General features: G+C 59.9%; 21 protein-coding genes and 1 tRNA gene. 16 read left to right on the top strand and 6 right to left on the bottom strand.

Annotated features, from left to right (window positions below; genetic code table 11):
- Positions 1–114 precede the first annotated feature (114 nt).
- The 9 genes from K3179_RS02435 to K3179_RS02395 all read left to right on the top strand — a co-directional run bounded on the left by K3179_RS02435 (position 115) and on the right by K3179_RS02395 (position 11,101).
- Positions 115–747, top strand: coding sequence for a lytic transglycosylase domain-containing protein (locus K3179_RS02435; RefSeq protein WP_247712770.1), 633 nt, complete (start codon positions 115–117; stop codon positions 745–747).
- Positions 748–753: 6 nt separating this feature from the next.
- Positions 754–1,056: a TrbC/VirB2 family type IV secretion system protein gene (locus K3179_RS02430; RefSeq protein WP_160594327.1), complete on the top strand. Its 303-nt coding sequence runs from the start codon at positions 754–756 to the stop codon at positions 1,054–1,056.
- Position 1,057: 1 nt separating this feature from the next.
- Positions 1,058–1,342, top strand: coding sequence for a VirB3 family type IV secretion system protein (locus tag K3179_RS02425; RefSeq protein WP_090478181.1), 285 nt, complete (start codon positions 1,058–1,060; stop codon positions 1,340–1,342).
- Positions 1,332–3,767 (top strand): VirB4 family type IV secretion/conjugal transfer ATPase, encoded by a 2,436-nt coding sequence (locus tag K3179_RS02420; RefSeq protein WP_221562309.1) that lies wholly within the window; start codon positions 1,332–1,334, stop codon positions 3,765–3,767. The genes K3179_RS02425 and K3179_RS02420 overlap by 11 nt, the downstream gene beginning before the upstream one ends.
- Positions 3,764–4,936, top strand: a complete 1,173-nt coding sequence (locus K3179_RS02415) for a TrbL/VirB6 family protein (RefSeq protein WP_221562308.1) — start codon at positions 3,764–3,766, stop codon at positions 4,934–4,936. Before K3179_RS02420 ends, K3179_RS02415 begins: the two co-directional genes overlap by 4 nt.
- On the top strand, positions 4,933–5,706 hold the full coding sequence (locus K3179_RS02410; RefSeq protein ID WP_221562307.1) for a TrbG/VirB9 family P-type conjugative transfer protein: 774 nt from the start codon (positions 4,933–4,935) through the stop codon (positions 5,704–5,706). The genes K3179_RS02415 and K3179_RS02410 overlap by 4 nt, the downstream gene beginning before the upstream one ends.
- Positions 5,706–6,839, top strand: a complete 1,134-nt coding sequence (locus tag K3179_RS02405) for a TrbI/VirB10 family protein (RefSeq protein ID WP_247712840.1) — start codon at positions 5,706–5,708, stop codon at positions 6,837–6,839. The genes K3179_RS02410 and K3179_RS02405 overlap by 1 nt, the downstream gene beginning before the upstream one ends.
- Positions 6,840–6,853: 14 nt before the next feature.
- Complete coding sequence (gene virB11 / locus K3179_RS02400) at positions 6,854–7,882, top strand: P-type DNA transfer ATPase VirB11 (RefSeq protein ID WP_221562306.1); 1,029 nt, start codon at positions 6,854–6,856, stop codon at positions 7,880–7,882.
- Between the two features lie 201 nt (positions 7,883–8,083).
- The gene (locus K3179_RS02395) at positions 8,084–11,101 is read left to right on the top strand and encodes a TonB-dependent receptor (protein ID WP_221562305.1); all 3,018 of its coding nucleotides are present in this window, start codon (positions 8,084–8,086) and stop codon (positions 11,099–11,101) included.
- A gap of 59 nt (positions 11,102–11,160) precedes the next feature.
- On the opposite strand, the gene K3179_RS02390 is transcribed toward K3179_RS02395, so the two are convergent.
- Complete coding sequence (locus K3179_RS02390) at positions 11,161–11,877, bottom strand: queuosine precursor transporter (RefSeq protein WP_221562304.1); 717 nt, start codon at positions 11,875–11,877, stop codon at positions 11,161–11,163.
- 60 nt (positions 11,878–11,937) lie between these two features.
- Here K3179_RS02390 and K3179_RS02385 point away from each other — a divergent pair.
- From K3179_RS02385 to K3179_RS02370, 4 genes are all read left to right on the top strand, one after another.
- Positions 11,938–12,014 (top strand) — tRNA-Arg (locus K3179_RS02385).
- Between the two features lie 209 nt (positions 12,015–12,223).
- A complete protein-coding gene (locus K3179_RS02380; protein WP_221562303.1) occupies positions 12,224–13,288 on the top strand; it encodes a hypothetical protein in 1,065 nt (354 codons plus the stop codon).
- Between the two features lie 218 nt (positions 13,289–13,506).
- Positions 13,507–14,211, top strand: a complete 705-nt coding sequence (locus K3179_RS02375; RefSeq protein ID WP_221562302.1) for a DUF5818 domain-containing protein — start codon at positions 13,507–13,509, stop codon at positions 14,209–14,211.
- Positions 14,212–14,270: 59 nt separating this feature from the next.
- Positions 14,271–14,462: a DUF3008 family protein gene (locus tag K3179_RS02370; RefSeq protein WP_425594728.1), complete on the top strand. Its 192-nt coding sequence runs from the start codon at positions 14,271–14,273 to the stop codon at positions 14,460–14,462.
- Between the two features lie 129 nt (positions 14,463–14,591).
- Here the strand turns inward: K3179_RS02370 and K3179_RS02365 are convergent, their stop codons facing one another.
- The 3 genes from K3179_RS02365 to K3179_RS02355 form a co-directional block, all read right to left on the bottom strand.
- Positions 14,592–14,948 (bottom strand): hypothetical protein, encoded by a 357-nt coding sequence (locus K3179_RS02365; protein ID WP_221562301.1) that lies wholly within the window; start codon positions 14,946–14,948, stop codon positions 14,592–14,594.
- Positions 14,949–15,096: 148 nt separating this feature from the next.
- On the bottom strand, positions 15,097–15,900 hold the full coding sequence (locus tag K3179_RS02360) for an alpha/beta hydrolase (protein ID WP_221562300.1): 804 nt from the start codon (positions 15,898–15,900) through the stop codon (positions 15,097–15,099).
- Between the two features lie 368 nt (positions 15,901–16,268).
- On the bottom strand, positions 16,269–17,978 hold the full coding sequence (locus K3179_RS02355; RefSeq protein ID WP_221562299.1) for a monovalent cation:proton antiporter-2 (CPA2) family protein: 1,710 nt from the start codon (positions 17,976–17,978) through the stop codon (positions 16,269–16,271).
- Positions 17,979–18,103: 125 nt separating this feature from the next.
- Here K3179_RS02355 and K3179_RS02350 point away from each other — a divergent pair, with 125 nt between their 5' ends.
- Complete coding sequence (locus K3179_RS02350; protein ID WP_221562298.1) at positions 18,104–18,916, top strand: universal stress protein; 813 nt, start codon at positions 18,104–18,106, stop codon at positions 18,914–18,916.
- Between the two features lie 217 nt (positions 18,917–19,133).
- Positions 19,134–20,609 (top strand): S41 family peptidase, encoded by a 1,476-nt coding sequence (locus K3179_RS02345; protein ID WP_221562297.1) that lies wholly within the window; start codon positions 19,134–19,136, stop codon positions 20,607–20,609.
- A gap of 122 nt (positions 20,610–20,731) precedes the next feature.
- Here K3179_RS02345 and K3179_RS02340 read toward each other — a convergent pair whose 3' ends face one another.
- Positions 20,732–21,370, bottom strand: coding sequence for a cation diffusion facilitator family transporter (locus tag K3179_RS02340; protein WP_247712769.1), 639 nt, complete (start codon positions 21,368–21,370; stop codon positions 20,732–20,734).
- A 125-nt stretch (positions 21,371–21,495) separates the two neighbouring features.
- Between K3179_RS02340 and K3179_RS02335 the strand changes: the two genes are divergently transcribed.
- Positions 21,496–21,693, top strand: coding sequence for a hypothetical protein (locus tag K3179_RS02335; protein ID WP_221547126.1), 198 nt, complete (start codon positions 21,496–21,498; stop codon positions 21,691–21,693).
- Between the two features lie 131 nt (positions 21,694–21,824).
- Here the strand turns inward: K3179_RS02335 and K3179_RS02330 are convergent, their stop codons facing one another.
- The gene (locus K3179_RS02330; protein ID WP_221562296.1) at positions 21,825–22,352 is read right to left on the bottom strand and encodes an ester cyclase; all 528 of its coding nucleotides are present in this window, start codon (positions 22,350–22,352) and stop codon (positions 21,825–21,827) included.
- Positions 22,353–22,505 lie beyond the last annotated feature (153 nt).

Genomic DNA, 22,505 nt, shown 5'->3' with positions numbered 1-22,505 from the left:
TTTACGGAGAGCGGGCTTTTTCATTGGGGAAAGAGTTTTCCCCAAGCATTCAGCTTCTTGTCACCCTCGTGTCATGTAAGGTCTCCAGAGGGGCCGCACGGAGGGTGTTCGACGATGATTCGTACACGATGGGTGCTCCACGCGATTTGCGTAGGCGGAGCATTCGCCGCTTTCCCGGTGAAGGCGGATGTCATGGAGATCGATGCTGACGGAGCGCGCTGGATAGCCGGCGACCGCGCCGCCACCGAAGCTGCGCCCGACCAGTTTGCCATCCCAGCCGGTGCGAACGAACCGGTCCCTGAAGGCCTATCGATACCCGATCACGCCATCGCCGATCCTACGGCCCATTCTGCGGGTGTGCCGGAAATCTACCGCGCCAAGATCGCCGAGCTTTCACAGCGCTTCGACCTGTCGCAATCGCTCCTCGAAGCGATGGTCTGGCAGGAAAGCCGCTGGCGGCATGATGCCGTATCGCCCGCGGGCGCGCAGGGCCTCGCCCAGCTGATGCCTGCGACTGCCCGGGAACTGGGTGTGGATCCGCGCGATCCTTTCGCCAATCTCGAAGGCGGGGCGCGTTACCTGAGAGCGCAGCTGGATCGCTTTGACGGCGACCTGGAAAAAGCGCTTGCTGCCTACAACGCCGGTCCGGGACGGGTGGAACGCGCAGGCGGCGTCCCGCGCATTCGCGAAACTCAACTCTACGTGGCCTCGATCATGGGCCGCCTTGCAGATCATTCACGGGAGTAATCCGACTTGAAATCGCTTGTTACCCGCTCGGCCGCACTGGCCATGTTGCTCTGGCCGAGCGCCGCTTTCGCGCAGGGCGCAGACCCGGCAGGCTCGGGCCCGATCGTCAATGCGCTGTCGTGGCTGCAGGGCACTTTGCTCGGTAATGTCGCGACCGCCGTTGCCGTCATGGCCGTGGCTGCCGTCGGCTTCATGATGCTGACCGGTCGCCTCAACTGGCGCTTTGGCGCAACCGTGATCATCGGCGTGTTCATCCTGTTCGGCGCGGCCTCGATCGTTGCCGGTATTCAGGGCGTGGCGGCAGGCTGACATGACCGCGCTCGTCCGCCACCCCGTACATAAGGCGCTCACCCGGCCGCAGATGTTTGCCGGCGTGACGTTCAATTACTTCATCATCAACGGGGTGGTGACGACCGAGATATTTCTCATCACGGGCAGCTTCTGGGCGCTGTTCGCCGCGCTCGTCATGCATGGCGTCGGCTATTTCGCCTGCCTGCGCGAACCGCGGATTTTCGACCTCTGGATGACCAAGGTCAGCAAGTGCCCGCGCGTGAAGAATTACAAGCGCTGGGGGTGCAACAGCTATGCCGCGTGACCGCAAATGGATCGGCCCCGCCTCGTGGAGCGCGCGGGAAGCAAGGGCTGGCGACCGCCTGCCGTATTCGCGCATGGTGGACGAAAATACCGTCCTGCTGCGCGACGGCAGCGTCATGACCGCAATCCAGGTCCCCGGACTGCTGTTCGAGACCGAGGATAGCGAGGCACTGAACGCCCATGCCGCGACGCGCGAGGTGGTTCTTCGATCCACGCTCGACGCGCGCTTCGTGCTTTATCATCACGTCATCCGGCGCCGTGTTTCGATCGATCTCGAAGCGGAATTTCCCGATCCCATCAGCCGCCATATCGATGCGCGCTGGAAAGAACGGCTCGGCTCGGGCCAGCTTTTCGTCAACGACCAGTTTATCACGCTGATCCGCCGCCCCGCGCGCGGAAAGGCGGGCTGGGCCGAGAAGGTGTCCAAGCGCCTCAAAGGCCGCAAGGACCGGCTGGAAGCCGATCCCAAGGACCTGCGCAGCCTGCGTGCTGCCGCACAGGGGCTCATTGCTTCGCTGCAGGCTTACGGCGCGGTGCCGCTAGGCGATTATGTCGGCGCACAGGGCAATACCAATTCCGAAATGCTGGAGCTGCTGTCCGCGCTCTACAACGGCGAGATGCGTCCAGTGCGCAAACCTGCGGACGACGTCGATATCGGCCACATGCTGCCCTATCGCCGCGTCAGCTTCGGTCTCGACGCGATGGAACTGCGCGGATCCGGCTCGCCCGATTTCGCAGCCATCCTGGGCCTTAAGGATTATCCTGAGGCGACCAGCCCGGGCCTGCTCGACGGCCTGCTGCGCCTGCCGTTCGAGATGGTCGTGTGCGAAAGCTATGCCCCGGCCGAGCGCCAGACCGCGCGCGAACGGATGGACCTGTCTATCCGGCGCCTGAAATCGGCCGATGAAGAGGCGATGGCCGAACGGGCCGACATGATGGCGGCACGCGATGCGCTGGGCAACGGGGCCGTGGGCTTCGGCGACCATCACCTCACCGTAATGGTGAAAGAGCGCGATCTCGCCCGCCTCGATGATGCAACGGCCGCCTGCAGCGCGGCGCTTGCCGATACCGGAGCGATTGCGGTTCGCGAGGATACGAACCTCGAACCTGCTTTCTGGGGCCAGTTCCCGGGCAACGAGAGCTATCTCGTGCGCCGCGCCCTGATCTCCAGCGCGAATATGGCGAGCTTCGGTTCGCTGCATGGCTTTGCGCTCGGACAGGCGCAGGGCAATCACTGGGGCGATGCCGTTACCCTGCTGGAAACCACCAGCGCCACGCCGTTCTTCTTCAACTTCCATCACGGCGACCTTGGCAATTTTTCGGTCATCGGGCCGAGCGGGTCGGGCAAGACCGTGGTCATGAACTTCCTCGCCGCACAGGCGCAGAAGTTCAAACCGCGCACCGTTCTCTTCGACAAGGACCGCGGGGCGGAACTGTTCGTGCGCGGGATCGGTGGGCGCTACGACAGCATCCGCGCAGGTGAGCCGACCGGTTTCAATCCGCTCGGCCTGCCCGACACTCCGACCAACAAGGCGTTCCTGCGCGACTGGTTGGGCGTTTTGCTCGGCGCGAACGGTCCGGAAGAAGAAGCGACAATCGCCCACGCCGTCGATGCGGCCTATGCCAACGATGCTTCGCTTCGCCGCCTGCGACATTTCAAGGAGCTGCTCTCCGGCAGCAAGCGGCCCCAGCCGGGCGATTTGGCAGACCGCCTGTCGGCCTGGATCGGCGAAGGCGAGAAGGCCTGGCTGTTCGACAATGCGGAAGACCGGCTGGACCTGTCCGCCCGGGCACTCGGTTTCGACATGACCGCGCTGCTGGAAAACCCCGCGCTGCGCACGCCGACGATGATGTATCTCTTCCACCGGATCGAGGAGCGGCTGGACGGCAGCCCCACGATGATCCTGATCGACGAGGGCTGGAAGGCGCTGGACGACGAGGTCTTCGCTGCCCGCATCCGCGACTGGCTCAAGACGTTGCGCAAACGCAATGCGCTGGTCGGGTTCGCTACGCAATCCGCGCGCGATGCGCTGGAAAGCCGCATCTCGACTGCACTGGTCGAACAGACCGCCACCATGGTTTTCATGCCCAACAGCCGTGCACGGGCAGAAGATTATTGCGACGGTTTCGGCCTCACCAGCCACGAATTGGCTCTGATCCGCAGCCTGCCTGCGCACAGCCGTTGCTTCCTCGTGCGCCAGCCCGATGCAAGCGTGGTGGTCCGCCTCGACCTCTCGGGCGCGCCCGAGGTGCTGACACTGCTTTCCGGCCGTGAAAGCTCGGTACGGCGCCTCGACCTGTTGCGCGAAGCAATGGGCGATGCGCCCGCAGACTGGTTCCCCGCACTCACTGGCTCCGCATGGCCTGGCGGTGCGCAGGACAGCGCCCATAATGACGACATTCAGCTGGGGCTTGCCGCAGAATGACAAGCGCAGCCTGCCAGCAAGCGACGGATCAAATCGGCAACGGCGTTGCCGCCGCCCTGCGCGGTGTCGACTGCATGGCAGGCGAAGCGTCGGCCATGGCGTTCGGCCGCCTGTTCGCGCCGGGTGGGGCCCTCGGCACCACGCTGACGATCCTGCTGACGCTTTACATTGCGATCTTCGGCTTCCTGCTGCTGACAGGCAGGGCCAATATCGGCGTGCGCTCGCTCGTCCCGCGCATGATGACACTGGGCCTGGTACTCACCTTCGCGACCAGCTGGGTTGCCTATCAGAGCGTGGTCTGGAACCTGGCAGTGGGAACGCCCGATTACCTCGCAGGCGTCCTTACCGGCACGCAAGGATCGGCCACCGATACCTTCGCCCAGAAAATCGACGTGGTCTTCATCGCCATTCAGGAAGCGAGCGGTAGCAACACCGACTTTTCGGCATTCTCGCCGCAAGGAATGATGTGGCTGGGCGCGATGCTGTTCATGCTCGGCACGGTCGGACTTTTGGTCACGACGAAGATAGCACTCGGCATTGTTGTGGCCATCGGTCCGGTATTCGTGGTGCTGGCGCTGTTCAACGGCACGCGCGGGCTTTTCGTCGGCTGGCTCAAGGGGCTGGTGATGTGCGCACTGGCGCCGATGTTCGCGGTCCTAGGCGGATCGATCATGCTGGAGTTGTCGGTACCCATCCTGTCCGCGATCACCGCCACACCCGGCACCGTTCCGGCGCAAGCGGGTATGGCCTTCTTCATGATCGGCGCGGTACATGTCGCGTTGATGGTGCTCGTCCTGAAGGTTGCGGGAGCCATGGTAGCTGGCTGGACCGTCTTCGGCCTCGCGTCGGATAAGTCCGAGCGCGATGACCAGGCCGCCACCGCGCCGGCGACCGTCATGCAACCCCACCTTCTCGCCGCGCAGGCCGCCACCCACGCGAGCGAACAAGCGCGCCGGATCGATATTTCCGCACATGCCACCGCGCCTGCAGCCAACGACGCTTCGGCCGCAGCCGGCAGCGTGCGCGATAGCAAGGTCTACGCGACCGCTTCAGCAAATACTCAGGCAGGTCCCGTCACGACGGGACCCAGCCGGACCATGGGAATAGGCAGCCGGTTCAAGCCCGCGCCGACCCGCGGTCCAGCACCTTCAATGGAGAAATCGTCATGAAACGCGCAGCTCTGACCGCGCTTGTCCTTGCCCTGACCGCAACCCCGGCGCTGGCCGATGCGCGGCTGAAGCAGGTCATGTACGACGAATACTCCGTCGTCACAGTGCCCGGACGCGTCAATGTCCAGGCGAGCATCGTATTCGGTGACGACGAGACTATCGAGAATGTCGCCATCGGCAATTCGGCAACCTGGCAGGTCACGCCCAACAAGCGTGCGAACATCCTGTTCGTCAAACCGCTGGAGCCGCGCGCCGCGACCAATCTAACCGTCGTCACCAGCAAGCGGACCTATCTGTTCGACCTCGTTGCATCTCCGACGGCCAAGCCGCTCTATGTTCTGCGTTTCGACTATCCGGTTGAACCGGAAGATGACGCTGCCGACACGCAGCTGTCCGAAGCCGATGCAGCCACCGGTGAGGGTGAAATACGCACCCAGACATTCGATCCAGCCGACATCAATCTAGCCTGGAGCGGCGAGGGCGAAGCATCGCTCCTACCCGACAGCGCTTTCGACGACGGGCAGACCACCTATCTGAAATGGCCTGCCGGGCGCGACGTGCCCGCGATCCTCGTCACCAACAGCAAGGGCGAGGAGGGGCCAATGAATTACACTGTCAACGGCGACACAATCGCCATCGACGGCGTACCGCGTGCGATCATCCTGCGCGCCGGCGAACGCACGGCGACCCTCGTCAATACCGGTCCAGAACGTGCCTCTACCACCCAGCAGCGCGGCGATGCCGTGCTCGCCCAACGGGAGACGAAGTGATGCGTCTTGCCATGCGCCTACCTGAGAAGAAGCCCGGCGACAGCAACGCGGCAAACGATTTCGATCCGCGCGATGAAACCGATGCCGAGGTCATCGACCTCGCCCAGCGCAATGCCTTTCCCGCCGTCGCCAGACCGGGCGGAAAGTCCGACGCGCTCGGCATGGTCGCAGGTATCGCGATTGTCGCGGGTCTGGGTGCCGTCACATTGTGGAGCATGAGCGCGGCCCGGATGCCCGAGCCGCAGGGCGTCGGCGGGCAGCAGGTGGCCCAGCCTGCCGCAGCTCCTGCCCCTGCTGCACCGGCACCTGCTGTCGTTGTGGCACCTCCAACCGCCAGCCAGCAGGCCGCGATGGCTGACCCCGCACCTGCGCCCGTGCTGGCCGCAGCGCCGCAGCCCATGGCCGGACCCAACCCATATAGCAATCCGACCATCGTCTTCGATGCCGGCAGCCCCGCAGTCACAGGCCCGGCGGCCGCAATCGCCGCAGAGGCGGTCAGCGGCGGGGAAACGGCCAGCGGCAATTCAGCCAGCGATTTCGCCAGCCGCGTTGGCGGTGTCGGTGGCGCCCCCGCGCAGGCCAAGGCGATGACCAATCCCTCGACCACCGTCACGCAAGGCACGCTGATCCCCGCGATCCTCGAAACCGCGATCGACACGAACGTGCCGGGTTTCGTGCGCGCTGTGGTCAGCCAGGACGTGCGCAGTTTCGATGGCAGCAAGGTGCTGGTCCCGCGTTCCAGCCGCCTTATCGGGCAATACCAGTCTGGCATGCAGAACGGCCAGAAACGAGCATACGTCATTTGGACGCGCCTCATCCGGCCTGACGGGGCATCGGTGAACCTCGCGTCGCCCGCTATCGGATTTGACGGGACCACCGGGCTGCAAGGCAAGGTTTCGGGCGCGGGGTTCTTCCAGCGTTTCGGCTCTGCCATGCTGCTATCCGTGGTCGGCGGCCTCGGCACGCTCGCGACCGGTGGAGCAGGGGGTATCGTACTGGGCGGAGCGAGCCAGTCGGCAGCGTCTACCGCGGCTCAGCAGGACGGGCAGCGTGGCCCCACGGTTCGGGTCAAGATGGGCGAGCCGATCCGAATCTTTACCGCCCGCGATCTCGACTTCTCGAAGGTCAGCTGAGACCTCGAGCGATCATGGCCGCCGATATCCATCCCATCCTTGCCGAGGCCGATCCGGACGATGCGCCTGCGATCGACCCTACGGGCGAACGCAGCGTCTATCTAGACGCCTATCTCAAGCCCTTCGCGGAATGGCTGGAGCGGGACACGGTCACCGAAATCCTGGTCAACCGGCCGGGTGAAGTCTGGGTCGAGGACGCGGCTGCGGGCGGCATGCGCAAGGTTGAACGGCCCGAGATCGACGATCGCCTGATCCAGCGCCTTGCCGAACAGGTTGCGCGGGTCAGCCACCAGGGCATCAACCGCGAACATCCTTTGCTTGGCGCGACGCTGCCTGATGGTGCGCGTATCCAATTCTGCGGACCGCCTGCAGCGCGCAAGCACTGGGCGATGGCAATTCGTCGGCATCGCCGGCTCGATCTCCCGCTGGACGCATATGACGCAGGCCCGCTGTCGCCGCGCATGCCCGGCGAGCTTCCTGATGCCCAGGCGGAGCCGATTGCATTCCTGCGCGAAGCTGTGCGCCAGCGTCGTACCATCCTCGTGTCGGGCGGTACCAGCACGGGGAAGACTACGTTTCTGAACGCGATGCTCGGCGAAATTCCCAGGCAAGAACGCGTCATCCTTGTCGAGGATACTCCCGAGCTCAAGCTGCCGGGCGAAAACGGCGTTGGCTTGGTGGCGGTGAAGGGTGAACTGGGCGAGGCTAAGGTCACCGCCAACGAGTTGTTGCAGGCAGCCCTGCGTTTGCGGCCCGACCGGATTGTGCTGGGCGAATTGCGCGGTGCGGAAAGCGTCAGCTTCCTGCGGGCCATCAACACAGGCCATCCGGGCAGCTTTTCGACTATTCACGCGAACAGCCTGCGCGGTGCGCTCGAGCAATTGTCCCTGATGGTCATGCAGACGGGAATCGGCCTGACGCGCCAGGATACCATTGCCTATGCGGCGAGCGTCATCGACGTGGTCGTACAGCTGGAACGCAGCGTCGACGGACGGCGCGGCATCGCGCAAATCGCCAGGAGCGAGGATTTGCTCCAAGCGTGACATTTTGGCGCTGGGGTCCCGCAAAACCCCGATGCCGTAACGTCAAGCGCTCAGGCGTTGCTTTTCGCACTCGCAACATATCCATCGCTAAATGCTGCTGCAGCGCAACAATCGTGCGCGCAACCTTGCTTGCATAGGAATTCATGATAGTTTTCGCCTCCTAGGCTGCCTTCAGAGCGGTCAGGGATGAGGAGAGGGATTATGAAAATCAGAGCAGGCCTTCTGGCCGGTATCTGCGCGGGCGCGCTCGCCGTTCCAGCTTATGCGCAGGATGTGACCGGAGACAGCAGCGAGTCCGGTATCGCGGAAAATATCGACCCTTCGCGCGTCATCATCGTGACCGCACAGCGTCAGGCGCAGAGCCTGCAGGAGGTCCCGATCGCGGTCAGCGCATTCGATGCCGAGGCTCTGGAAGCACAACAGATCGAAAACGCGAGCGATCTCCAACTGACACTACCCAACGTCTCTTTCACCAAGTCCAACTTCACTAGCGCCAGCTTCACGATCCGCGGGATCGGTGACCTGTGCGTCGGCGTTACCTGCGATGCGGCCACCGCAATCCATGTGAACGGTTCCCCGTTGTTTGGGACCCGCCTGTTCGAAGCGGAATATTTCGACCTCGAACGCGTCGAGGTCCTGCGCGGCCCGCAAGGCACGCTGTTCGGACGCAACGCAACCTCTGGCGTGGTCAACGTCGTCACCGCGAAGCCGGATCTTTCAGGCTTCGGGGCCGCGGCCGAGTTCGAATATGGCAATTTCGACAGCATTCGCGCGAAGGGCATGGTCAACGTACCCATCGGCGACAGCATAGGCGTTCGCGTTGCCGGCTATTACCTCAACCGGGACGGCTATACCGAAAACCTGTACGACGGATCGAATATCGACGGGCGTGACATGTACGCCATTCGCGGCTCGCTCCGGTTCGAGCCGACCGCTTCCACCACCATCGACCTGATGGGCTTCTATTTTCACGAAGACGACGACCGCCTGCGTATCCAGAAGCAGACCTGTCAGCGTGACCCGACCGGTGTGCTCGGCTGCCTCAACTCGCGGCGTGACTTCGACAGCACCAATGCGAACGCTACCCTCGCATCGGTCCTGACCTCGGCGGAACTTTTCACGATCCAGGGTCTGCCGGCTTCGCTTGCCCTCGGCAGTGTCTATGGTCCCGACGGCTTCGCCAATTTCGACGAGCCCGATGATGTGCGTGTCGTGAACACGCCGTTCACGCCCGACTATTTCGCCGACGAACTGCAATTGCAGGCGCACCTCGACCAGGACATCGGTTCGATGAACCTGTCGCTGACGGGCATCTATCAGGAGACCACCGTCGACAGCCGCCAGGACTATAACCTCGGCGTCCTCGATCGCAGCGGTTACGCGACAGGCCTGAACACTCTTCAGTTCTTCGCTGACAATGGCCTTCCGGTCACGGATCCGAACACCGGGGCGATCCTCGGCTTCATCCCGGGATCGAGCGCTTATTTCTCGCCAATCGCAGACGCGTTGATTCCGAACGGTCCGAACGGGGTGCTGTGTACGTCCGACAACGATGACGAAAATTTCGGTGCCTACGAGGGCAATTCGATATGTTCGGATGCGCCGCTCAGCTTCGACAGGTCGGTCCAGTACCAGACCTCGTGGTCGGCGGAAGCGATCCTGTCGAGCGATTTCGACGGGCCGTTCAACTTCCTCATCGGCGGTATCTACGCCGAGTCCGAAGTAAGCGAGAACAGCTATTACGTGAACGCCTTCGGCCTCGATTATGCGACCGGCCTGCTCGGCACCTTTGCGGCTTTCGCGAACACCGATCCGGTGACCGATGCGCCCGCACCGCTGCCGCCTTCCTATCTTGCGACGTCGATGTACCGGAACAATACGACTGACTTCTCGCTCGAAAGCTTCGGCATTTTCGGCGAAGTCTATTTTGATATCTCGGACCGGCTGAAGTTCACCGGCGGCCTGCGTTACAATGACGACAAGAAAACCGTCGAAGCGCGCACGACCCTGGCAAGTTTCCTGAACCCGTTTGCCAATACGGCGGATCCGTTCACGTCGCCTTTCGTGGCCGGTTTCGATGCGGACCCGGGCACCGACGGTAACCAGCTGCTGCAAACCCGTGAAGTCTCCTTCAACGAGATCACCGGACGCGCCGTGCTGGATTACGAGATCAGCCCGGACAACAACGTTTATTTCTCCTATTCGCGCGGTTACAAGTCGGGTGGTATCAACCCGCCGCTGTCGCCGATCTTCGCGGTCGAGGAGAGTTTCGGGCCCGAGCAGATCGACGCCTTCGAAATCGGTTCGAAGAACACTTTCCTCGACGGCGCTGCGCAGGTGAACCTCACCGGCTTCTACTACGACTACAAGGGCTTGCAGCTCAGCCGCATCGTCGCGCGTACTTCGGTCAACGACACGATCGATGCCAAGATCTGGGGTTTGGAACTCGAAACGATCATCTCACCGAGCTACAACTGGCTGATCAACATGAACCTCAGTTGGTTGAACGCAGAGGTTGCGGGCGACCAGTTCTTCTCCAATCCGCGTGACCCGGGTGGCGGCGATCCCGACGCCGTGATCATCAAGGATCTCGGCAATGGCTCGCTCTGCGCGGTGACCGGAGCGGGAGCGGATGGCTTCATCAACTTCCTGAACCCGTATTTCGGGCTTCAGGGCACGAGCGAATTCCCGGCGGACGGCGGTATCGCTTCCTCGGGCGCCTTCGGTATTTGCAGCATCTACGAAGCTGCCGCTGCCGGTGCGATCGGACTGGTCAATCCCGACCTGGCCCCGCTGCAACCCTTCATCAACAGCTTCGGGCCGATTTCGGTTCTGAGCCCCGGTGTCGAGGTGAACCTGAAGGGCAACAAGCTGCCACAGGCACCCGAATACAAGGCCTCGATCGGCGTTCAGTACACTGCCGAATTCGGCAGCGGCATGACGCTGGTGCCCCGCCTCGACATCGCGATGACGGGCGAGCAGTACGGCAATGTGTTCAACGGATCGGTCAACCGCATCGCTCCGTTCGTGCAGGCCAATGCGCAGGTGCAGCTGAACTCTGCCGACGAGCGCTGGTATGTCCGGGCATTCGTCCAGAACATCTTCGACTCCAACTCGGTCACGGGTCTCTACCTGACCGACGCGTCGTCGGGTAACTTCACCAATATCTTTACTCTCGACCCGCGCCGTTATGGCGTTGCTGTCGGAGCGAAGTTCTAAGGTACCCTTTCGAAAAAGGGGGAGAGGGAGGGGCGGTCCATCGGGCCGCCCCTTTCGTATCAAGCGTCCTTGCCGGTGGTCGCGAAGGGCGAAAAGTCCGTATCCGTGTCGAAGACCTCCACGCCTTCCGCCTTCTTCAACTTGCCCACGACCAGATATGTCACGGGGGTCAGCACAGCTTCCCAGACGACCTTAAGCAACCAGTTTGTGACCATAACGATCAGCACGTCGCGCGTGTCCCATACGCCAAGGAAGGCAACAGGATAGAAAATCGCGCTGTCCACCGCCTGCCCGAACACGGTCGAGCCGATGGTCCGGCTCCACAGCGCCTTGCCTTTGGTCCAGATTTTCATCCGCGCAAGGACGTAAGAGTTAACGAACTCGCCCGCCCAGAAGGCCATGATCGATGCCAGCACGATGCGCGGCACTTGTCCGAACACGCTTTCATAGGCGGCCTGGCCGTCCCAGCTCGCGGCCGGTGGCATCGCCACGACGGCCCAGCTCATGAAAGCCATGAAGACAAGGGCAGCGAACCCGACCCAGATGACCCTGCGCGCCTTCGCATAACCGTATACCTCGGTCAGCACGTCCCCGATCACATAGCTGATCGGGAAGAACAGGATCCCTGCGCCGAAGGTGAAACCCGCGACGGTAGACAGCTTGGCCGCGCCGATCACATTGGACAGCAACAGCACGGCGACAAAACTCGCCATGACGATGTCGAAATAGCGAAACCGGCGGGGCGCGCTCGGGGCGCGTGTATCGGGCTTATCCATAGAGCGCTGCCTATCCCCGATTGGCGCACGCGCAAAGGCACGTTATGGGCTGAACCGCGCGCGCCCGTAGCTCATCTGGATAGAGCGCGAGACTTCTAATCTTGAGGCAGCAGGTTCGAGTCCTGCCGGGCGCGCCAATAGCGAAAACCCCCAGAATTCTGGGATTCTTCGATTCACCCGATAGGAAAATAATGGGCACCAAATGGCGACTCCGGGCCGATTGGGGCCTGTCTGGTGTAGGTAAGTAAGAGCGAGAAGCGGACCCTCGACAAACCTTCAACCTCAATCGATGCAGCCTTGGTTGCATTAGAAGGATTTTGTAGGACAATGGTTTTACACGCTGCCTATGCTCTCTTCTGATCGAAACAGTTTAGCCGAGAAGTATCTTGTCGATGACCTGCCTGGTGCGCGGCAAATGGGAAGCCGATTGTATGGTATTCTCGCGAAATTTGACGCTGGGGCACCCGTTAGCGAGGCATCCCGAGCTTACCTTCTGGCTAATAAGCTGCATTGTCTTCATGCGCTACTTGAAGGCCGGACCGGCTTCGACGCTTTCTCACGCGAGGCTGCCATTGAGCGCGCCCACCGCATGAAGATGGCTGAGATTGCTGCCAGCGAGGCAGCGGATGAGGAGGCGAGGCGCAAAGCTGAACGAGTCGCGGCCAGTGCCGAGATCTTCGCTGACCCGCAATACAAGCGGAGGCAAGAGGTCAAGCAGCTGAAGCGAAGGTTCAACTTGGGGTACATTGAACCGGAGCGCTATCCACGCACCATTCGGTTGCTACAGTCGTTGGCGAACGACGAGAGGCTTCAACCTAAGGACGTCACGTGGCTTCAGGTGGGAGACGAAGACTGTTGGACCAATGAAGTTGCAACCGCTTGGCATTTGGTTGAAGCCAAGGTTCTGACTGCTGTCTGGCGCGAAACCAAGGATCCGTGGGATGCGATCAATGCGAGTAGCCACTGGCGAAAGGCTGGAAATCCAGAGGTTGCAATTTCCCTCACCGAGGAAGCGCTGGCCGCGACTGAAAAATCGGCACCCAAGGTGCGATCGGCGTTGGCAACGACACGTGGCGCAGCCTTCAGAGCCGTCGATCGCCTTGCTGAGGCCAAAGCGTTGGGCGAGGAGGCGCACGCACTTGCACCGAACGACTACCGCCCCTGCACACTCCTCGGGGCCGTTCACATGGAGCTGAACGAGATCATCGCAGGGCATGAGTGGTTTATGAAAGCCGAGGAGCGGGGGGCAGCTGAAGCGGCAGTCGACCACGACATCAAGGCGTTGCTCGCTCGCATGCCTGAAGCGGAGCGCGATCGCATACGGGCATTTCTGCTTGATCAGGACCCTGAGCGTTTTGCGTGGCTACGATCCAAGCGGGGTCCCTCCCATAAGATTGCTCAGGTGCGATAGTCACCCCGCCATAACGCCCACTGCAGCCGCCAATTTTTGTGTCCAGTTTTGCGCTCGACATAGGCGGTGAAGGGCATTTTGGGCCGCTAACTGTTGGCCTGCTTTCGCCCAAATTCCTCAAAGAGCTGCCATTCCGCTTCCGACCCGACAGCGGAAATCGGGGTTCGCCAGGTTCAAGAGACTTTCGGAACCACGCCCAACCCCACCGTTGGTTAAATATGAAATATGCTGGGTTAGTTCTGACCGCGACGCTCCTCGCTTCCTGTTCACAAGACACGAGTGAGCCGGGTGAAGCACGCCAAGCCGAGCCCGAGAGGCCATCAGCAGATCAATCATCCGGGAAAGCAAGTTTGGTAACAGTGGAAGGGCGCGTCGAGACTGGTGCTGAGTGTCTTGTTGTCCGTACACCCGACGGAGTGGTCTGGTCCGTTAACTTCGGCGAGGCCGATTTTGGCCCAGGCGATTATATCCGAATTTCCGGTAAGATCGCCGATGCTAGTTTCTGTATGCAAGGTCGAGGAACGATAGTCCCTGATCGAATAGATGCCGTGGCTCCTCCCGCAGCCGACCGCGACCCGGCACGCTCCGGCGGGATTGCGTTGGATCGCGAGTATGTCTCTGGGACGTGGGTCGCGAAGGGCCTGAATGCGAACTGCAGCGATCCTGATTTTCGCATTAAAACTAGCGCCGCGGGCACGATCTTGAACGGCGATATAAGCCGGCATGACAACAGCGCACTCGTGATTTTGGACGCATACCCGCGGATCGATCTAGATGAGCCGATGGATGACCTCCCAATCGAGGCGCGTGGGCCCGATGGCTTGGCGGTGCTGCGCCCAGCAACGGACGCAGCCTACGATCCCATCTCGATAGGAAGTGCAACAATCGAGGGCGACGGAATTGTTTTCGTGAAATGCGCCTAACGCCTCAGTGGTGAGTATCGGATTTATTGAGCCACATCCGATTTGGCAGAGGAGATAATATGATGCCTGCAAAGTCCAAAGCACAACAGAAAGCAGCTGGAGCTGCGCTCGCTGCCAAACGTGGAGAAACGGACAAATCCCAACTGCAGGGCGCGTCCAAAGAGATGTACGCTTCCATGTCGGAGGAAGAACTCGAAGATTTCGCGGAGACTGAGCGCGAAGGTTTGCCTGAACAAGCCGATAGCGATTGAAGTGAGTTTGGCTCAAGCACTTCTGTGAGGCCTCTGAGTTATATTCGCTAGTGTCTTCTAACCACCCATCTGACGTCACTCGCACCGCGCTAGGAGCGCTCAGTCCTGTGACGACCCGAATGCGGACATTCAGCCTGTCAGCGTTTTGTGTTGCTTAAGAAAGCTGCGGATCAATTCACGGTCTCTTGGGCCTTCCATCTCGCTATGGTCGAAAGCACAATAGAACTCGAAGAATGTGTCAGGCCATTCGCAACCCTCGCCGAACTCTAGTAGGGCGCCAAAGAGGGCATTCGCTACTCCGTCGCAAAACTCCCAGCCTAGAAACCCTACGAAGAAGTCACTCGCCAATTCCACCGCCAACTCGTCGAAGAGCTTGGTTGGTGGCAGCTTGGCTTCAGTCGACCAGCGTCTGATGTCATCTTGGCCGATGTGATGATGGGCCTCACGCCACCGAACCCGCAACTCGTTCAGAACTGATTGATACATTTAACGTAGATACAATTGCGTTGGTCGGCTCGCCACCAAAACCTTACGTCAGCTAGCCACCCAGAAGCGGCCCTGTAGAAGACGAGGATGCAATCCTGAGAACGGGCAGGCAGCTATCGTTGGATGCCAGCCGAAAGCGGCTGGTCCGCTACCCACCCGGTTGCAGACGTTTGATTAGAAATTCGTCAACCACGCCTGTTGCCCGGTCATCCGGTCTTCCAAGATCCCGGTTTAGTCGACTGTGGTTAGTTTCGCCGATCGGTATCAAATCTGCGACAGTCCCCTCACGTTTAAGCGCCTCCGCCAAGGCAGTAGCTTGGTCCTGCGTGAACCTTCTCCCTTCAACGTAGAGGACTAGCCAAGCCGGGACGTCCGCACCACCGACATGATACAGTGGGGAAAGAAGATCGTGACGTTTCGGATCGCCTCCGAATACTCGCCCATAGATGCGTTGCGAAGCCGGATTGTCATGCCGAGCCAATGCATAAGGAACGTCTAGCGCTCCGACATCCAAGAGAATTATCGCTCTGATTGCTTGGAAATCCTGCTTTAGAAACTCTTCGTTCGTTCCCAACAACGCTGCAAGGTGGCCACCGGCGCTGTGGCCCATCAGAACTATTCGATCGCCATCGAAGCCGAGATTTTCTGAATTACCGCGCAAGGCAGCGATTGCGGCTGCCAAATCACGAGCCTGATCTTCTACCGGTGCGTCCGGCAGAACCCGATAACCCGTGGACGCGAAAGCGTATCCCGATTTTGTGAAGTGCGCGGGCTTGGAATAGGCCTGCACTTTGCGATCACCTTCGATCCATCCGCCTCCGTGTGCGTATACGATGAGTGGCGGCGGTGTATCAGTTCCGGTGGCGGGCTCTGGAGAGTAATAATCGACTACCTGGCGCGAATGTTGCCCATAGCGTAACTCCATCGGCCTCTCTTGGGTGTCTTGCACCATGCGCTGTTGCCCAGCGCTGCATGACACCAGGGTCAAGCTACACAGTAAGAGCATTGCGACGGGAGCAATGCGACGAGTTACTAGATGATCTCGGGATATGGGCATGTGCCACCCTTTCGACCTGCGAGTTCGTTGCGTAATTCTAACAGACCAGATCGTAACGACCGATAGCACATTCTTCACTCTCCGAGGTCGAGAGGGGCGGTCGAAGCCGCCTCCCCCCAATCACACAGAAATGAGGTCGGAGCGACGGCCGCTTTCCACCCAGTTCGTGACTGATTTGCCGAGTTAGGCGTGTGCCAAAAGCGGACCGGCAGCTAACGACCCGAATGCAGACATTCCGATGGTATTACCAGCACGAAGGGAGACTACCGTTCCAACTGAATGCGTCGCTGGACGACATCATCGTCGAACCCGCACCCTTCGAGCACTCTCGCTGCTAGTTGAAGGCTTGCCTCAATGGTCTCGGGGACCGCGGCGGTCGCTCCCGCATTAGTTAGCCGCTCGGCTTGATCACCGTCGCGCGCTCTGACGAACAGCGGAACATGCGGTGCCGCCTCTCGCATTCTCGCGGTCAGCCTCTCGGTAGGTATTTCATCCCCGAGAGTGACTACCAGCGCGGTCGCGTGCCTGACGCGCGCGGCTTGTAGGACTTCAAGCCGCGATGCGTCACCGAACCTGACAGGCAGGCCCATCGATCGCGCCTGCGCAGCGACCGCCGGATCTTTGTCGATGGCGATGTAGGAGAGACCTTCGCGATCAAGGATAGAGGCAATCAACCGACCCACGCGCCCGAACCCGCCGATGACGACATGGCCCTCAAGCGCTTCGGTTGCCTCCGCTTGCTCGGTAGCACCTCGGGCCGTTTGCTCCTCGATCAAAGCCCCAGATTTGCGCGCCATGAGCTCGAGGACGGGGGTAAGCATCATCGTCAGGCTCGCGACGATGAGCATGAACTGGCCTGTCGGTCCTGGCACGAGCCCCAGCGACATCGCAAGTCCGACTACGATGAAGGCGAACTCTCCTGCCTGCGAGAGTAGCAAGCCGGCCTCCACCGCACGGTGACGGGGCAACTTCCAGAGCAGAAAGAGGCCGATGTTTACGACCGCCTTCAGCGCGATGAGACCGACTACGGACGCCGCTATCCAGAATGGCGACTCTCCCAACACGCGCCAGTCGATCCCCATTCCGACCGACATGAAAAACAGCCCGAGCATCAGGCCCTTGAACGGTTCGATGTCGACTTCGACCTGGTGCCGGTACTCGGTCTCGGCAATCAGCAGGCCAGCGAGAAACGCGCCGAGCGCCATCGATAAACCGACGACCCCCGTCACCGCCGCCGTGCCAAGCGCCACTAAGACGATCATGGCCATGAACGCTTCGCGACTGCCGGTCTGGGCAATCAGGCGGAAGATCGGCCGCACGAGAAGACGACCGACGGCGTATATGACGACGACCGTGACCGCCGCCTCTCCGAGCGCCAAGGCCAGATCCCAGGCGATGCTCTCTCCTGCGGAAACCGTCCCGAGGACGCCGACAATAAAGAGGATGGGGACGACCGCCAGATCCTGCATCAGGAGCACCGAGAACACCGAGCGCCCGACCGGTGTGGTGAGCCTGCCCTTCTCGATCAGCAATTGCATGACGATGGCTGTCGAGGACAACGCCAGACATGCGCCCAGGACGAGCGCCGCCGACCCCGAATTTCCCCATGCATAAGCGATGCTGCCGATCAGCATGCCGGTCAGGACGATCTGCGCGGTCCCGAGACCGAAGACGAAGCGGCGCATCGACCACAATCTGTCCAGCGACAGCTCGAGCCCAATCGCGAACAGGAGGAAGATGACGCCGATCTCAGCAAGAGCACGAACCCCATCGAGATCGTCGATCACAACGTAAGACGCTATAGGATAGTCATTGGCGAACAGGCCGAGCCCATACGGTCCGATCAGCCCGCCGATCAGAAGGTAGCCGAGAACCGGACTAAATTTGCGCTGAAGCAAAGGAACCGCGAAACCGGCCACCGCCAAGAACACGATCACTTCGCGAAGGTAAGGAATGTGAAGTTGCGATTCCATCGCTTCGACACTCGGCAAAATCGACCCTATTGTCGATAGCCGAAGACCAGAATTCCTTGAGGGCCCATGCTGGTATCGATAGGGTCGTCTGTGCACGAGGAGGCGTAGAGGAGACTGGGTTTATTATGGTAGGCAGAATTGTTGTCGGCACCGATTTTCGCGCCGAAGCGGACCGCGCGATTGACCGCGCGCTGAAACTGGCAGAGCAATGGGATGCCGAAGTCGTGCTGGTGCATGCTCTCGATCCCGCCTTGGGCGAGCCACCATCACGGAGCGAGCTGGATCGCAGGATGCGCTCGGTTCTCCCAGAAACAGATACAAAAATTACTTTCCGTTACCCGATCGAGCGTGCGGACTACGCCATTGCGAGCGTGGCGGAAGAAGTGGAAGCGAGCCTGATCGTGATCGGGGTGGCTCGTTTCAACAGCATGAAGGATTACCTGCTGGGAACGGCGGTCGACTATGTCATACGCCACTCGCCGGTTCCGGTGCTCGTAGTCAAGAACCGGCCCCGATATCCCTACGACAGCATCGCCTGTGCGACTGACTTCTATCCGCCGTCACGCGTCGCACTGAAGAAAGCCGCGGAAATGTTTCCGAAAGCCGGTATCCAATTGATCCATGCCTATCACGTACCATTCGAAGGCTGGCAGAACGCCGATTACGTACGGAAGGATGTTGAGAAGGCCGAGCGCAAGGTGTTCAGCGAGTTCTTGGATGAGCTCGATGGTGAAACGCGTAAGCGGGTCACATCGCATCTTGTCTACGGCAGCACGGGGGGCGCACTGCGCAAGGACCTGCGCGAGAGCGAGGCCGAGTTGCTGGTGCTAGGGACGCATGGCGAATCCGCCCTGCGGCATGCGACGATCGGCAGCACCGCCAACGAGCTGCTCGGAAGCCTGCCGATCGACACTCTCGTCGTGAAGGGAAACGAATAGGGATCCTGGCTCGCGGCTGACAATGTCTGAGCACACCCTTTAACAACCAGATTTGGATCGTCCGCTTTCCACCCACTTCGCGACTGATTTACCGAGCTAGCGATGTGCCAAAAGCGGACCAGCCGCTAACGACCCGAAAGGAGACACAGAACTCCTTGTCGTGGAGTGTGCCTCATCTTCACGTTGACCTATATGCGGGCCTTGATAGGCGTAAACGATGCTTCATGGTTTGATCCGCTCGTTTTTTCCGTTGTTGCTTTTCGGGATTATTGTGCCGGTCTCTGCACAGACTGCCGATGGCTGCAGCAACTGCTACACAGCGCAGGAAGCCAGAGAAGATCTGCAGGTTCTTTTCACCAGGCTCCAGAAGGAACACGTCAATCTTTTCGCCCGGCGCAGCAAGGCTGAATATGAAGCCCGTCTGCAGGAGTTGCTGTCGCGTATAGATGGCCCCATCAAGAAGTCAGAATTCCATCTCATGCTGCATGAGGCGATGGCATTCGGGAACATTGGACACTCTAAAACCGAAGCAGCCTTGGCCGATGTGTTTGGTCATATCGGGAACGGCGGCAAAATCATTCCACTCTCGATCGTCTATCGTGGTGACAGGATGATCACCGACAATTGGACTGGCACCAGCGATGCACTGCCACCCGGATCGCGGATCACAGCGCTTGCGGGCGTCCCGGTTGAAGAGTTCGAAAACGGTGTGAGAAAAATCGTCTCTGCCGATACCTTGCGTCTGCTGCGCACCCAAGTCGAAATGGGAATGCCTGCCTACCTCTATTTGAAGTTCGGGCCGGTCGATAATCTCCTCGTCGATTACATTGCACCCAATGGTGAAGCAGGCTCGCATCGCATCAAGGCCGTGACCTTCGGTGAAATGTACTCGCTGCAGGATGCCCGCGCATTGCCACGACCCACCCGGAAGCCGGGTGCCCGCATCCATCGCGATCTTGGAGAAGGCATCTTCTACCTTCAGCCCGGTCCGTTCTCGGCCACCAAGGCCGAGCGGGGCGAAGACGGCGATGCCTACCTGATTGAACCGTTCCGCGCCTTTATCAGCGAAGCCTTTGCAGCAATGGCCGAAAGCGAAGCGCAAGACCTAATCATCGACCTGCGCGACAACGGCGGTGGTGATGCCAGCTTTTCGGATCTCATAATTGCCCGGCTGATCGACAACCCTTATCGCTTTGCGTCACGCTACGAGGTGAGGGCAGGCCCAAATACCAAGGCCGTGTGGTTTGATCGACCTCGTGATCGCGAGACACTCGCTGGCCGAATAGCGGCGGCGGTGGCGGATGCGGAAGACGGTGAGGTGGTATCCATCGAACTCCCTGAAACGCAACCCATTGCCGACAATGCATTCGGAGGCCGAGTGTGGGTGCTCGTAAATCGGCATAGCTATTCGAATGCGGCCGTTATTGCTGCGCTGATGCAGGACCTGGGCATCGCGACAATCTTTGGAGAAGAAACGGCTGATCTGCCGACCACCTATGGAGCGGTCGAAACCTTCGACCTACCCCATTCAGGTTCGACCATTATCTATCCAAAGGCTTACATGGTGCGTCCATCCGGGTCAGAAGAGACAAGAGGCGTGGTTCCTAACTTTCTCATCGCGCCCACTCATGTTGGTGAAAGCCAGGACTTAATGTTGCAGGTCGCAACAAGGCAAATCCTCCTGTCGCGCTGATCTGGCTCGCTTTCTTAAAAGTCCGCTTTCCACCCAACTTCGCGCCTGTCTCACCGAGAAAGCGATGTGCCAGGAGCGGACCAGCCGCTAACGACCCGATTGCGGACGTTAAGTTAGCTGCCCTAACGGCCAGCTTGTCTTGCTTCCCGCAGTATTTCCATTGCTTCCCTCATGACAAAGAGGCCAATGGCTGCACCGACCAGAAGATCAAAGTAGATCACGCCGGTAAGTAAGACCGCCGCACCCGACACAATCACTGCAACATTGGCGACCACGTCGGCACGAGTGAAAATCCAAGCCGCGCGCATGTGGACTTCGTCGCTGCGCTGCCTTTGCAGTAGTCTGAGCACGTAGGTGTTCACGGCGAGTGCCACTAGGGCGACCATAATCATCAAGACACCGACAGGTTCTGCTCCAACGAAGGCGCGCCTTACGGCTTCGAGAACGACCCCTATGCCTACAATCAGTAGCAAAGCTCCGCTCAAAGTTGCGGCGCGGGCCTTAAAGGCATTGCTTCGTCCTATGGCCATCAAAGCGACCGCATAGACCGACGCGTCCGTGAGCATATCCAGACCGTCCGCTACAAGGCTGGTCGAATCCGCGTAGAGCCCAGAAGCAACTTCCACGAAGAACATTACGGCATTCAGGACAAGCGCCAGCCATAGAGCCCGCTGCTGGGCTTTCGTCTCGATTTCAGTAGGGCCGCATCCGCAATCTGCCATGTGGCGCCGATAATGCCATTCGTCTTCGAGTCCAACCAAGGACCGCTTTCCACCCATCTGACGACAGTTTCACTGAGCAAGCGATGTGCAAGGAGCGGACGGACAGCAAATGACCCGATTGCGGACATACTTGCATCAGCCGATGATTTTTCTAGTCTGTGTGGATGGATGAAGAAAAGCGCGCGCTCCGTCATAAGCTTAAGAACACTGAGCAGGAAAAGATCGTGCTCAGGAAAATGGTCAAGCGCGCCGCCGAAGAGATCGATCAACTGGCGGAGGCAGAATGTTCAGAGGACGCTGTCGATAATGCCAAGTTGCAAGCTGAACGATTGAGGAAAGCCAGCGAAGCAGGGTCCGCCTAGGTTCCGCTCTCCACCCATCTGGCGACGCTTTCAACGAGCTAGCGGTGTGCCAGGAGCGGACCGGCGGCTAACGACCCGCTTGCGGACGTTCGAACTGAGATCCGAAGGTCGTCCCTGAACGTGTCTCGTGGCTAACCTTCTATTGTCGGCTTTCCGCCACCGGGCGGCTGAGGCAAATCAATGTCGTGTCTGTGGTTCCAGATTTCGATTATTTTGCCTTCTTCATTGAACCTGAAGACATTGATGATTGGCACGCGCTCCACCTTGGTCATTCCCTTCGTCCGACCTTGATCATTCGGATCCAGCGAAATGAACCATCGCGTCGCAACTTTATCTCCTTCGGCGATCTGATAATCGATCTCGCCGCTCAAGGTCCCGAACCCATGGAAAAGATCAGCCACTTCCTTCTGCGCAATAGCGGGTTCCGTAACGTTCTTCCTATCACCAATATCGTGGACTACGTATTCGTCTGCAACGTAGTCGGCGTAAGCGTCCGTGTTGTTCGAAAACCAAAGCTTCTCGTAAAATTCCGCGGCCAGGCGCTTGTTTCGCTCTAGCATGTTTTCATCGGCAACTTGGCTGGACGTATCCGCTACATTATTCGAACATCCCGTTAGGGTGATCGCGCAAAGTGCGACTGAAGAAAGTAATACCTTCATATTAAAATCCTCCCAAATTTGGGAGGCACATACACTACCAACGCATTTGTGATCAAATGTCCGCTACCCACCCAAAATCGGACATAAGCTGAGAGTCCGAAGCGGGAAAAAGCGGACGGTCAGCTATGGGAAATGATAAATCCGACCTTGGAT

Origin of the sequence: Qipengyuania intermedia, from assembly GCF_019711615.1 — a bacterium.
GTDB classification, from domain to species: domain Bacteria; phylum Pseudomonadota; class Alphaproteobacteria; order Sphingomonadales; family Sphingomonadaceae; genus Qipengyuania; species Qipengyuania intermedia.
This window is presented reverse-complemented; position numbering and strand designations above follow the sequence as displayed.

Excerpts from the sequence above, each read along its gene's own strand:
- K3179_RS02435 (WP_247712770.1), top strand. The coding sequence starts at position 115 with ATGATTCGTACACGATGGGTGCTCCACGCGATTTGCGTAGGCGGAGCA.
- K3179_RS02425 (WP_090478181.1), top strand. The coding sequence starts at position 1,058 with ATGACCGCGCTCGTCCGCCACCCCGTACATAAGGCGCTCACCCGGCCG.
- K3179_RS02420 (WP_221562309.1), top strand. The coding sequence starts at position 1,332 with ATGCCGCGTGACCGCAAATGGATCGGCCCCGCCTCGTGGAGCGCGCGG.
- K3179_RS02415 (WP_221562308.1), top strand. The coding sequence starts at position 3,764 with ATGACAAGCGCAGCCTGCCAGCAAGCGACGGATCAAATCGGCAACGGC.
- K3179_RS02410 (WP_221562307.1), top strand. The coding sequence starts at position 4,933 with ATGAAACGCGCAGCTCTGACCGCGCTTGTCCTTGCCCTGACCGCAACC.
- K3179_RS02405 (WP_247712840.1), top strand. The coding sequence starts at position 5,706 with ATGCGTCTTGCCATGCGCCTACCTGAGAAGAAGCCCGGCGACAGCAAC.
- virB11 (WP_221562306.1), top strand. The coding sequence starts at position 6,854 with ATGGCCGCCGATATCCATCCCATCCTTGCCGAGGCCGATCCGGACGAT.
- K3179_RS02395 (WP_221562305.1), top strand. The coding sequence starts at position 8,084 with ATGAAAATCAGAGCAGGCCTTCTGGCCGGTATCTGCGCGGGCGCGCTC.
- K3179_RS02390 (WP_221562304.1), bottom strand. The coding sequence starts at position 11,877 with ATGGATAAGCCCGATACACGCGCCCCGAGCGCGCCCCGCCGGTTTCGC.
- K3179_RS02380 (WP_221562303.1), top strand. The coding sequence starts at position 12,224 with ATGCTCTCTTCTGATCGAAACAGTTTAGCCGAGAAGTATCTTGTCGAT.
- K3179_RS02375 (WP_221562302.1), top strand. The coding sequence starts at position 13,507 with ATGAAATATGCTGGGTTAGTTCTGACCGCGACGCTCCTCGCTTCCTGT.
- K3179_RS02370 (WP_425594728.1), top strand. The coding sequence starts at position 14,271 with ATGATGCCTGCAAAGTCCAAAGCACAACAGAAAGCAGCTGGAGCTGCG.
- K3179_RS02365 (WP_221562301.1), bottom strand. The coding sequence starts at position 14,948 with ATGTATCAATCAGTTCTGAACGAGTTGCGGGTTCGGTGGCGTGAGGCC.
- K3179_RS02360 (WP_221562300.1), bottom strand. The coding sequence starts at position 15,900 with ATGGTGCAAGACACCCAAGAGAGGCCGATGGAGTTACGCTATGGGCAA.
- K3179_RS02355 (WP_221562299.1), bottom strand. The coding sequence starts at position 17,978 with ATGGAATCGCAACTTCACATTCCTTACCTTCGCGAAGTGATCGTGTTC.
- K3179_RS02350 (WP_221562298.1), top strand. The coding sequence starts at position 18,104 with ATGGTAGGCAGAATTGTTGTCGGCACCGATTTTCGCGCCGAAGCGGAC.
- K3179_RS02345 (WP_221562297.1), top strand. The coding sequence starts at position 19,134 with ATGCTTCATGGTTTGATCCGCTCGTTTTTTCCGTTGTTGCTTTTCGGG.
- K3179_RS02335 (WP_221547126.1), top strand. The coding sequence starts at position 21,496 with ATGGATGAAGAAAAGCGCGCGCTCCGTCATAAGCTTAAGAACACTGAG.
- K3179_RS02330 (WP_221562296.1), bottom strand. The coding sequence starts at position 22,352 with ATGAAGGTATTACTTTCTTCAGTCGCACTTTGCGCGATCACCCTAACG.